The organism is Synechococcus sp. F70.1 (assembly GCF_047502745.1).
Taxonomy (GTDB): Bacteria; Cyanobacteriota; Cyanobacteriia; order Thermostichales; family Thermostichaceae; genus Thermostichus.
This window is the reverse complement of the sequence record NZ_JANSJL010000013.1, coordinates 55,191-66,671: the sequence shown is the minus strand read 5'-3', so window position 1 is coordinate 66,671 and position 11,481 is coordinate 55,191. Positions and strand designations below refer to the sequence as shown.

At 61.7% G+C, this 11,481-nt stretch carries 8 protein-coding genes; 4 read left to right on the top strand and 4 right to left on the bottom strand.

Annotated elements, in window-relative coordinates:
• Window positions 1-108: 108 nt before the first annotated feature.
• On the bottom strand, window positions 109-1,533 hold the full coding sequence (gene glnA / locus NW860_RS00865; protein ID WP_414405511.1) for a type I glutamate--ammonia ligase: 1,425 nt from the start codon (window positions 1,531-1,533) through the stop codon (window positions 109-111).
• Between the two features lie 283 nt (window positions 1,534-1,816).
• Here glnA and trxB point away from each other — a divergent pair, with 283 nt between their 5' ends.
• A complete protein-coding gene (trxB, locus tag NW860_RS00860; RefSeq protein WP_414511933.1) occupies window positions 1,817-3,229 on the top strand; it encodes a thioredoxin-disulfide reductase in 1,413 nt (470 codons plus the stop codon).
• An 8-nt stretch (window positions 3,230-3,237) separates the two neighbouring features.
• Here trxB and purL read toward each other — a convergent pair whose 3' ends face one another.
• The 3 genes from purL to psaM form a co-directional block, all read right to left on the bottom strand.
• A complete protein-coding gene (gene purL / locus NW860_RS00855; RefSeq protein WP_414511932.1) occupies window positions 3,238-5,532 on the bottom strand; it encodes a phosphoribosylformylglycinamidine synthase subunit PurL in 2,295 nt (764 codons plus the stop codon).
• A gap of 11 nt (window positions 5,533-5,543) precedes the next feature.
• The gene (gene recG / locus NW860_RS00850) at window positions 5,544-7,967 is read right to left on the bottom strand and encodes an ATP-dependent DNA helicase RecG (protein ID WP_414511936.1); all 2,424 of its coding nucleotides are present in this window, start codon (window positions 7,965-7,967) and stop codon (window positions 5,544-5,546) included.
• Between the two features lie 137 nt (window positions 7,968-8,104).
• Entirely contained in the window at window positions 8,105-8,197 is a 93-nt protein-coding gene (gene psaM, locus NW860_RS00845) for a photosystem I reaction center subunit XII (protein ID WP_414332959.1), read from the bottom strand.
• Between the two features lie 207 nt (window positions 8,198-8,404).
• Here psaM and glyA point away from each other — a divergent pair, with 207 nt between their 5' ends.
• The 3 genes from glyA to NW860_RS00830 all read left to right on the top strand — a co-directional run bounded on the left by glyA (window position 8,405) and on the right by NW860_RS00830 (window position 11,475).
• The gene (gene glyA / locus NW860_RS00840) at window positions 8,405-9,730 is read left to right on the top strand and encodes a serine hydroxymethyltransferase (RefSeq protein ID WP_414393144.1); all 1,326 of its coding nucleotides are present in this window, start codon (window positions 8,405-8,407) and stop codon (window positions 9,728-9,730) included.
• A 24-nt stretch (window positions 9,731-9,754) separates the two neighbouring features.
• The gene (locus tag NW860_RS00835) at window positions 9,755-10,849 is read left to right on the top strand and encodes a glycosyltransferase family 4 protein (RefSeq protein ID WP_414511931.1); all 1,095 of its coding nucleotides are present in this window, start codon (window positions 9,755-9,757) and stop codon (window positions 10,847-10,849) included.
• A 65-nt stretch (window positions 10,850-10,914) separates the two neighbouring features.
• Window positions 10,915-11,475 carry a hypothetical protein gene (locus tag NW860_RS00830; protein ID WP_414511930.1) on the top strand — a complete coding sequence of 187 codons (561 nt, stop codon included), beginning with the start codon at window positions 10,915-10,917 and terminating at the stop codon, window positions 11,473-11,475.
• The last annotated feature ends 6 nt before the right edge of the window (window positions 11,476-11,481 follow it).

The following is an 11,481-nucleotide window of genomic DNA, read 5'->3' as shown; positions in this document are numbered from 1 at the left end:
CCCCCACCCAGAGTACCAGAGCAGGCACAAAAAAGGGATCCCTCCAGCAAGAAGGGATCCCGTTCAAAAGCCTTGGTCGAGAACTAATGCTTTAGATGAAAACCTCGATTAGGCGTCGAAATAGAGGGCAAACTCGTAGGGGTGAGGCCGCAGGTTAATGGGGTTGATCTCGTTGTCGATCTTGTACTCGATGTAGGTCTCGATGAGATCCTCAGTGAAGACGCCCCCCTCCAACAAGAAGTCGTGATCCTTCTGCAGGCTTTCCAAAGCATCCAGCAGGGATCCGGGCGTGGAGGGGATCTTGGCTAGCTCCTCCGGCTCTAGATCGTAGATGTCTTTGTCGAGAGGCTCGCCGGGGTGGATCTTGTTCTTGATCCCGTCCAAGCCAGCCATCAGCATAGCCGAGAAGGCAAGGTAAGGGTTGCAGGTGGCATCTGGGCAGCGAAACTCCAGCCGCTTGGCCTTGGGGTTTTTGCCCGTTACCGGAATCCGAATGGCTGCGGAGCGGTTGCCCTGCGAGTAGGCCAAGTTTACCGGCGCCTCAAACCCAGGCACCAGGCGCTTGTAGGAGTTGGTGGTGGGGTTGGTGAAAGCCAGAAGGGCTGGTGCATGCTTGAGGAGGCCGCCGATGTAGTAGAGAGCTATCTCGCTGAGATCCGCGTAGTTGCCTTCTTGGTAGAAGAGGGGCTGGCCGTCTTTCCAGAGAGACTGGTGCGTGTGCATGCCGCTGCCGTTGTCGTTGAAGAGGGGCTTGGGCATGAACGTCACCGTCTTGCCGTGCTTGCGAGCCACGTTCCGGATCACGTACTTGTAAATCATCATGTAGTCGGCAGAGGTGAGCAGGTCGGCAAAGCGGTAGCCCAGCTCTCCTTGCCCGCCAGTGGCCACCTCGTGGTGGTGCTTTTCGATGGGCACCCCCAACTTGGCCATGGTTAGCAACATCTCGGTGCGGAGGTCTTGGTGGGCATCGGTGGGCGGCACAGGGAAATAGCCTTCTTTGTAGCGCGGCTTGTAGCCCAGGTTGCCCCCTTTCTCCTCCCGGCCTGAGTTCCAGCGGCCCTCGATGGAATCGACGAAGTAGTAGCCGGCGTTCTGAGTTTGGTCAAACCGTACATCTTCAAAGATGAAAAACTCTGCCTCGGGCCCAAAGTAAGCCGTATCGGCAATGCCTGTCGATTGCAGGTAAGCCACAGCCCGCATGGCTAGGCTCCGAGGACAACGGCTGTAGGGCTGGCCGGTGCGGGGTTCAATGATGTTACAGATGAGGCTGAGGGTGGGCACTTGGAAAAAGGGGTCGATCCAGGCCGTTTTGGGGTCTGGCACCATGTACATGTCCGACTCGTTGATGGATTTCCAGCCCCGGATGCTGGAGCCATCAAAGGGCAGCCCTTCGCTAAAAACTTGCTCCGTCAGCATTGAAGAGTGGAAGGAGACATGCTGCCAGGTGCCAAAGAGATCCACAAACTTGAGATCCACCATCTGGATATTGTTGTCGTGGATCATTTGGAGCACTTCTTGTGGGGTGGATGCCATGCCTTTCTCCTAACTTGACTTGGGTTGCGGTTGAAACTAAGACAGGCCGAAAGCGCTCACCCATCCTAGAAAGGCCGACACCAGCTTTTTGTATCTTCTGATACAAAGATGACCTGGTTCCAGCCTTCCCCCCGTCAAAGAGTAGCCCACCGGCAATCCGCGGGAGAACGAAAATGAAACTGACAAGCCCTGGCCTCCTTGAGGCTGCGGAATCGTGTTAGGCTAAAGCGTAGTCATTACGAGTTTGACTTGATAGTCCCGTTGCGGAAGGGGAGATAGAGCAATGACAAACCAAGGTCGGGTTGAGAATGTGGTCATTATTGGCTCGGGGCCTGCTGGGTTGACCGCAGCCATTTACGCTGGGCGTGCCAACCTGAAGCCGGTGGTGTTCGAGGGGTTTCAAGTGGGCGGGATCCCGGGTGGGCAACTGATGACCACCACCGAGGTGGAGAACTTTCCGGGCTTTCCCGAGGGCATCAGCGGTCCCCAACTGATGAAGAACATGCGCGCTCAAGCAGAGCGGTGGGGGGCAGAGCTTTACCCCGAGGATGTCACCTTTGTGGATCTCAGCCAGCGGCCTTTTGTAGTCCGCTCTGACGAACGGGAAGTGCGCACCCACAGCCTCATTATTGCCACCGGGGCTACGGCCAAGCGCCTGCACCTGCCTGGAGAGGAGATCTACTGGAACCGGGGCATGTCGGCCTGTGCTGTCTGCGATGGGGCCATGCCCATGTTCAGGGGAGTGGAGCTGGTGGTGATTGGCGGTGGCGATACCGCCTGTGAGGAGGCCACCTACCTAACTAAGTTTGGATCCCATGTCCATATGCTGGTGCGCAGTGGCAAGATGCGGGCCAGCAAGGCCATGCAAGACCGGGTGCTCAACCACCCCAAGATTACGGTGCACTGGCACACGGAGGCGGTAGAGGTTCTGGGCGACGGCCAGCGCCTGACGGGCGTGAGGGTGCGCAACAACCAGACCGGCGAGCTGCGGGAGATGGCGGTAGGGGGGGTATTCTACGCCATTGGCCACAAACCCAACACGGACTTGTTCAAGGGGCAACTGGAGCTGGATGAAGCTGGCTACATTGTCACCCGCCCCGGTTCTGTAGCCACCAGTGTGGAGGGGGTATTTGCCGCTGGGGACGTGCAAGATCACGAGTTTCGTCAGGCCATCACCGCTGCCGGCACCGGCTGTATGGCAGCCATGCTGGCGGAGCGCTGGCTCTCGGAGCGAGGTCTAGCTCAGGAATATCCCGTTGCCCCGCAGAGCCAGCCGGAACCTGCTTCTGCTATCGAGGTAGAGCCTACGGGAGACTCTGCTGTTGAGGAGGCCGGTTTTGAGCAGCAAGATGACCTCGACTTCAACCAAACTTGCCATGAAGGGGGCTATGCCCTGCGGCGGCTTTACCATGAGAGCAATCGCCTGCTGATGGTCAAGTACACGGCTCCCACCTGTACCCCTTGCCATGCCCTCAAGCCAATCCTGAACAAGGTCATCGAAGAGTTTGCCGACAAGCTGCACGTGGTGGAGATCGATATCGAGAAGGAGCCGGAGATTGCCGAGGCCGGCGGGGTAACCTGTACGCCAACGGTGCAGTTTTTCAAAAACAAGGAGCTGGTGGCCCAGGTGGTGGGCGTCAAGCCCAAGTCCCACTACCGCGAGGTGATCCAGGCCAACTTGTCCGAATCAGCCTAGTCTACCAGCTAGTCGGCAAAGGCACTGGAGTAGGCGGCCTGTAGAGCTGCCAAAGAGACCGACAACACGGGATCCCCTTCTGCAGTAGTCACCACCAAGGGATCCGCTGGCCCGCCCACCTGTCCTAGAAGCTGCCACTGGCCGGGAAGCTGCGACTCTAGGTAGGCTTCCCAAGGGGAGCGCTGGGCTGGATCGACGGAAACGAGGATGCGGCTGGATCCCTCGCCAAAGAGAGCTAGATCCCAACGGGTAGACGGAGAGGGGATCCAGATCTTGGCTCCTCGTCCGCCGCTGAGGCAGGCTTCCGCCAGCGCCACGGCTAGTCCCCCCTCACTGCAGTCGTGGGCAGAGCGCACCCACCCCTGCCGAATGCCGTGGCGGCAGGCCGCTTGCACCTGCCTTTCCAGTTCCAGATCCACGGGCGCGGGCCGGCCTGTAACTTTCTGGTAAATGACCGCCAAGTACTCACTCCCCCCCAGGCTGGTAACGGCCTGGGATCCCAAGAGGTAGATGAGATCCCCTTCTTGCTGCCACCCCTGGCCACAGATGAATTTCAAGTCCGGAATGAGACCCACCATGCCGATGACAGGAGTGGGGTAGATGGCCTGGGATCCCTTCTCGTTGTAGAGGGAGACGTTCCCCCCGGTTACCGGCGTGCCCAGGGCGCGGCAGGCATCCCCAATCCCCCGACAGGCCAGGGTCAACTGCCAGTACACCACCGGATTTTCCGGGTTGCCGAAGTTAAGGTTGTCGGTTACCGCCAAGGGATCCGCCCCCACGCAGGAGAGGTTGCGGGCGGCTTCGGCCACCGCAGCTTTGGCCCCCTCATAGGGATCCAGGTACACCCAGCGACCATTGCCGTCTACGGTGGCGGCAATCGCCTTGCGGGAAGCCTGCAGGGGTGGCACTTCGCCTACGCCAAATTTCTGGGGGCGGATGCGGATGACTGCCGCATCTCCCTGTCCCGGCCAAAGGACGGTGTTGTTTTGCACCTGGTGGTCGTATTGGCGATAGATCCAGGCTTTGCTGGCCAGGGTGGGGCTTGCCAAAAGCTGTAGCAGCACCTGCTCCCACGGCAGCGTTTTCTGGGGTAGGTGGATCCCTTGCCGGTCGCAGGGGGGAAGGGTACTGGGATCCCATTGCCAGGCTGCCTGCACATACTCTGGCGGCTCTGGCAACACGGGACGGACGTATACAGGGGTATCCTCCGCCAAGGCCCGCGCCGGCACTCGCACCACGCAGGATCCCTGGTGCCAGATCTCCACCAGCGGCTCGGCAATGACTTCCCCAACCACGCTGGCCTGCAGGCCCCAGCGGTGGAAGATCTCTATGACCTCTGCTTCCCGGCCTTTCTGCACCACCAGCAGCATCCGCTCTTGGGACTCCGAAAGGAGGTATTCCCAAGCTTCCATGCCGCTTTCTCGGGCCGGCACCCGGTCGAGGTCGAAGCGGATCCCCACCCCTCCCTTGGCCGCCATCTCCGCGGTGGAGCAGGTGATCCCGGCAGCTCCCATGTCCTGCGCAGCCACCACTGCTCCTGTGGCAAAGGCTTCCAGGCAGGCCTCGATGAGACATTTGCCGAGGAAGGGATCCCCCACCTGCACGGCTGGCCGGTCTTGGTGCGCATCTTCTTTCAGCTCGGCGCTGGCAAAGCTGGCCCCGCGGATCCCGTCCCGCCCGGTGGTGGCGCCGACATACAAGACAGGGTTGCCCACCCCCCGCGCTGCCGACTTCACCACCGCTGGTGCCTCCAAAAGCCCCAAAGCCATGACGTTGACCAGGGGGTTGCCGCTGTAGCAGGGATCCACGGCCACTTCGCCCCCCACCGTGGGCACCCCCACGCAGTTGCCGTAGTGGGCGATCCCCTCCACCACTCTGGCCATCAAGCGGCGGTTGCGGGGATCCGTCAGCGGCCCAAAGCGCAGGGAGTTGAGCAGGGCAATGGGGCGGGCGCCCAGGGTAAAGATATCGCGTAGGATGCCCCCCACGCCGGTGGCCGCCCCCTGGAAGGGCTCCACGGCTGAAGGGTGGTTGTGGGACTCGATCTTAAAGGCCAGCCAGTCCCCATCCCCCAAATCCACCACGCCGGCATTTTCCCCTGGCCCCACCACCACCCGCTCGCCCGCAGTGGGAAAGTTTTTCAGCAGAGGGCGAGAGTTCTTATAGCAGCAGTGCTCCGACCACATCACCCCAAACATGGCCAGCTCGGTGGGGTTGGGATCCCGGCCCAGTTGCTGCTGGATCTGTTGATACTCCTGGGAAGAGAGGCCGTGGAGCTTCAGCTCTTCAGGGGTAGGGGGCATAGGCACCAAGGCTAAGTCAACAAAGCTGGCCCCAAAAGGCGGGCCTGGCGCTCTTCCAGTATGCGGCGCAGGCGGGGCCACTGCTGCAGCTCAGGGTCTTGGGCAATAAGCTGCTCTGCCGCCTGGCGGGCCAACTGCAGCACCTCTTGGTCGTCCATGAGGCTGGCCAGGGCAAAGTCGGGCAGCCCCGACTGGCGGGTGCCCATCACTTCCCCTGGGCCCCGGAAGCGCAGGTCCATCTCGGCAATGAAAAAGCCGTCGTGGGACTGCTCCAGGACTTTGAGACGGCGCAGGGCCTCTTCGCTTTCGGAGGAGGTCATGAGGATGCAATAGGCCTGGTCGGAGCCCCGTCCTACCCGTCCCCGCAGTTGGTGGAGCTGGGAGAGGCCAAAGCGCTCGGCATGCTCTACCAGCATCACCGAGGCGTTGGGCACATCCACGCCCACCTCCACCACCGTGGTGGAAACAAGAATATCCAGCTCCCGCCGGCGAAAGGCCTCGATAACCGCCTCCTTCTCGCTGCTGCTCAGGCGCCCGTGCAGCAGGCCCACCCGGAACTGGGGGAAGACTTTCTCCTGCAGGCGCTGGTGCTCTTCGATGGCCGACTTGAGATCCAGCTTCTCCGACTCCTCAATCAAAGGCAGCACCACGTAGGCCTGCCGCCCCTGGGCAATTTCCCGCTCGATAAGCCGCACCACCTGCAGGCGATCCCCCGGTCGAGCTACCACCGTATGCACCGGCTTGCGCCCCGGGGGCAACTCGTCAATCTGGGTTACGTCCAGATCCCCGTGCAGGGCCAGGGTGAGGGTGCGGGGGATGGGCGTGGCTGTCATGGTCAGGACATCGGGGTGGTCACCTTTTTGTTGCAGGGCAGCCCGCTGCTCTACCCCAAAACGGTGCTGCTCGTCGATGACCACCAAGCCCAGGTTGCGAAACTGCACCGCCGGCTGGATGAGGGCATGGGTGCCGACTACCAGGGGCAGCTCCCCGGTTTGCAACTGCCGCAGGATCTCGCGCCGCTTGGCGGGGGGTGTGGAGCCAGTCAAGAGTTCAACGGGCACTTGCAGTTGGCTGAGCCACTCCACCAGCTTGCGGTAGTGTTGCTCGGCCAGGACTTCGGTGGGAGCCATGAGGGCCGCCTGCCAGCCGGATTGAATGGCTGCCAGCAAGGCCGCCACCGCCACCACGGTTTTGCCGGATCCCACGTCCCCCTGCAGCAGGCGGTTCATGGGCAAGGGATCCCGCAGATCCGCCAGGATCTCATCGATGGCCCGCTGCTGGGCCGCAGTAAGCTGGAAGGGCAGGATTTGGTAGAAGCGATCCAAGAGCTCCCCTCTGGCCGGCTGGTAGCGAGGTACAGCCTGAGCTTGGGCGCGGTAGCGCTGCCGCCGCTGCAAGAGGCTAAGTTGCAGATAGAAAAACTCGTCGAACACCAGCCGCCGCCGGGCTTGGGCCAGCAGCTCTCGCGTTTCAGGAAAGTGAATCTGCTGCAGGGCAAGGGGCAAGTCCAAAAGCTGCAACTGCCGCTTCAGGTTCTCTGGCAAGGGATCCTCCACCAAGGCGGCTGCCGGCAGGGCAAGCTGGACGGCCTTGCGCACCAGATCGGCGGGGATCCCTTCTGAGAGCGGGTAAACGGGCAGGATCTTGCCCAGCTTGTCCGGATCCTCGCCCTCTCCCCCCAGCACCTCCAGTTGCGGGTTATCCAGCGTCAGGCCAAAGCGGCCTTTCTTCACCAAGCCACTGGCCGCCACCACTGCTCCCTTGGGGTATTGCCGCTCTAGGGCTGCCTGCCAACTACGCTGGGCAAATTGCCGCCCGCTGTAGAAGCGGCTGAGGGTGACTATGCCGCTTTTGTCGGCAATCTTGAGGTTCAAGATGGTCAGCAAGGGGTTCTTGGGGCTGGTGAAGCAGCTGCAGCTTTTCACCGTCCCCACCAGGGTGACTGTCTCCCCCACCTTGGCCTGGCGAATGAGCACCCGGCGAGAATAGTCCAGGTGATCCCGGGGGAAGTAGTAAAGGGCATCGCGCACAGTGTGCAGGCCCAGTTGCGCCAGCTTCTCCGCTGACTTGGGGCCAATGCCTTTGAGAAATTGCAGAGGCTGCTCCAAGCTAAGGCTCTTGGGCGGGGGCAAAGCAGGGCTGGGTGGGGCGGAGTGGGCTTGTTCTTGCTGCCGCCGGAGACGCTCCAGCCAGCGACGGGTTTCTGCCACCAGGTGCTGCCGCTCCGACAGCTCTAGCTGGGGGTAGAGGCGATAGCGGGATCCCAGTTCCCGCCAGCGCCGTCGGTCATCCCCATCCAGGCTCCAGTGGGAAGGCGGATCTTGACCAAAGATGCTTTGCAAAAACTGGGAAAAGGTTTGCTCTCGCCCTCGCAGGTCGGTAAACCCCACCTCTGCTTCTAGAGAAAGGGCGCGCTGAACTCGCTGGAGATCCACCTGGGTCAAGCTGCTTCCGGGCTGGCTGCTGGTAGTATCTCTTATCCAACTTTAGCCAATGGCAACACTCACCCATTTGACCACTAAATAAGGACCTACCCAGGGGTAGGTCCCGCAGAGCAGCCTTTTGCTAGAAACTAGCTGCGAGCCAGGGCGGATCCCAGGAGCACGGCCATCACTGCCGGCACTAGGGCAATGGCCAGGATGGTGAAAACTTGTGCGTCGGTCATAGCCAACTCCCTAAAACCCTGCCCCCCACTTTACCTTGGCCAGCGGCCAGACCCAGGGCCGAAAAACATTCTTTACAAAGCCTCCCCTGGCCCCTGGGGATCCCCTGGCCTAGCCCCCCTGTGTTACGATGTTGCTCCGTAGGACTGTCGCGACGGCAGGGCGCTGCTGGGCTTTTTTTGTTGGCAACGTTTGCTTTTGGTGTCACCATGGTAGCCGCTCCCCAAAGCTTGACCACTCCCCGGGACAACCTGGCCATCTTGGCGGAAACGGATCCCATCGTTTACCGCCTGATTCAGCAGGAGCTAAACCGGCAGCGGGATCACCTGGAGATGATTGCCAGCGAGAACTTCACCTCGCCGGCTGTCCTGGCGGCCCAGGGATCGGTGCTCACCAACAAGTACGCCGAGGGGCTGCCCGGCAAGCGCTACTACGGTGGCTGCGAGTTTATCGACGAGATCGAACAACTGGCCATCGACCGCGCCAAGCAACTGTTTGGAGCAGCCCACGCCAATGTGCAGCCACACTCCGGCGCCCAGGCCAACTTTGCCGTTTTCCTGGCCCTGCTGCAGCCGGGAGACACGATCATGGGTATGGATCTCGCCCACGGTGGCCACCTTACCCATGGCTCGCCAGTCAATGTCTCCGGCAAGTGGTTCCGCGTGGTGCACTATGGGGTGGATCCCAAGACGGAGCGAATCGATTTTGACCAGGTGCGGGATCTGGCCCTGCAGCACCGGCCCAAGCTCATCATCTGCGGCTATTCGGCCTATCCCCGGGTCATTGACTTTGCTGCTTTCCGTGCTATTGCCGACGAGGTGGGGGCCTATCTGATGGCCGATATCGCCCACATTGCCGGTCTAGTGGCCACTGGGCACCACCCTAACCCCGTGCCCATCTGCGATGTGGTAACTACCACTACCCACAAGACGCTGCGGGGGCCACGCGGGGGCCTGATTCTCACCCGCGACCCAGAACTGGGCAAAAAGCTGGACAAGGCGGTGTTCCCCGGCAGCCAGGGTGGGCCGCTAGAGCATGTCATTGCCGGCAAGGCGGTGGCCTTTGGGGAAGCGCTGCAGCCCAGCTTTGTCCAGTACTCAGCCCAGGTAATCGCCAATGCCCAGGCGCTGGCGGCGACTCTGCAGCGGCGTGGCATCCGCTTGGTTTCGGGGGGCACCGACAACCACCTGATGTTGTTGGACCTGCGCTCGGTCTCGGCGGTGCTGGAGAAAAACGGGGCGGCGGATCCCGTGATGACGGGCAAGCGGGCGGATCGCCTGATGGACGAGATCCACATCACCGCCAACAAAAACGCCATCCCCTTCGATCCGCAGCCGCCCCTTGTGGCCAGCGGCCTGCGTCTGGGATCCCCGGCCTTGACCACCCGCGGCCTAGGGCCGGCAGAATTCGAGGAAATCGGGGAGATCATTGCCGATTGCCTGTTCCGACCGGAGGATCCAGGCGTTCTTGAAGACTGTCGTCAGCGGGTTGCTCAGCTCTGCCGCCGTTTTCCGCTCTACCCTCACTTGGGATAACCGCCATCCTCGCTACAGCCTGCCATGCCCTACTTGGTTGCCTTTCTCGCTGCTGCCTGTGTGGTCTTGTGGGCAACCCCGGTGGTGAGGGCGGTCGGGATCCGCAGCGGCCAGTTGGATTTTCCTGACGAGCGCAAGATCCACCGGAAGCCGATGGTGCGCCTGGGGGGGGTCTCCATCTTTTTCGGCAACCTGGTGGCGCTGCTTGTGCTTTGGGGAGCCGGAGCCTTTGCCGGCCTGCGCCCCGAGCAGGAGTACGAGATCTGGGGGGTGACGATTGGCGGCGTTCTGTTTTTCCTAATTGGCTTGGCGGATGATCTGTTTCAGTTGTCGCCTTTTTCGCGCCTGGCGATGCAATTTGGAGTGGCTGCGGCGGCTTGGGGAGTGGGGGTGCGCATCGAATTTATCAACCTGCCGCGGATCGGCATCTGGCCGTTCCCTGCATGGCTGAGCCTAGTGATTACCTTGCTGTGGCTGGTGGGGATGGCCAATGCCATCAACTTTATGGACGGGCTGGATGGCTTGGCGGCAGGGGTGTCGGGGATCGCGGCAGTCGTGATGCTGATGGTAACCCTGCTCTTGGATCGGCCAGCGGCAGCCATGCTGGCGGCAGCCTTAGCGGGGGCTTGTCTGGGGTTTTTGCGCTACAACTTTAACCCGGCGCAGATCTTCATGGGGGATGGGGGAGCCTACTTTCTGGGCTTCACCCTGGCCGGGATCGGGGTCATTGGGGTGGCCAAGGGGGTGACCACCCTGGCGGTGGCCCTGCCGTTTTTTATCCTGGCCGTGCCGATTCTGGATATGTCTGCTGTGATCCTCAAGCGCTTGGCCAGAGGCAAATCCCCTTTCCATCCCGACAAGGGCCACTTGCACCATCGCCTGCTCAAGGCTGGCCTGTCCCAGCGGCATTCGGTGCTGCTGATTTACGCCATGACCCTCTGGGGGGGATCCCTGGCCCTGGCCTTGGCGGGCTTGCCGGCAGGGGGCACCTATCTGGGCGGGGCCTCGCTGGTGTTGGCGGGGGTGGCCTGGGGAGCTTGGCAACGGCATCGCCAGCGGCAACAGTCTTCTGAGGATTCCGAAGTTCAAGCAGAGCCAATCAACTCAAAAAAGGATTAAGCTTGGCTTGTTCCCAGCCGCCTGCCTGCCTAGACTGGAGGGGATCCCGTCTGCCGCCTTGACCAATGCGTCCTACACCGGAGCTGGCAGCCCTCTTGCGCCGCACCGCCGATCGCCTGCAAGCTCAGCACTGGGGTTTTTGGGATCGCGAGTACTGCTGGCGGGATAGCACCCGCTGCAATTGTGGCCTTTTGGTGCGGGAAGCCCTGGGCTGGGATCAGCAGCAGCTTAGCCTGCACATCCACCGCGGCACCTGGCGCTCCATTGCCCAAACGGCCTACCGCACCGCTGCCTATGTCGCGAGGGATCCTTCCCACTGCGGGGCTACGGGCCTACGGCTGGGATATGTGTTTGAAAAGATGGCAGAGCTGGGGTTTGACCAGCCAGAAGACTTTGCCGCTCTCGAAGAGCTAGGCGATCCGGTCATCCTGGCCCGCCTGGCCGAAAAAGGGGTAGAGCCGCTGCGGCGCGACTACGCCCCCCACGTGGCCCTCTACATGCGGGAGCTGGCCGACTGGATTGAGGAGCAACTGCAGGCCCAGGCTCAGCTCAGCCCCTTGACTCAACCTCTGCCCAAAGCTAAGGCAACAGAAGTAGCCGTCCGCCAGCCGCTACGCCTGCGGTGAGGGGCA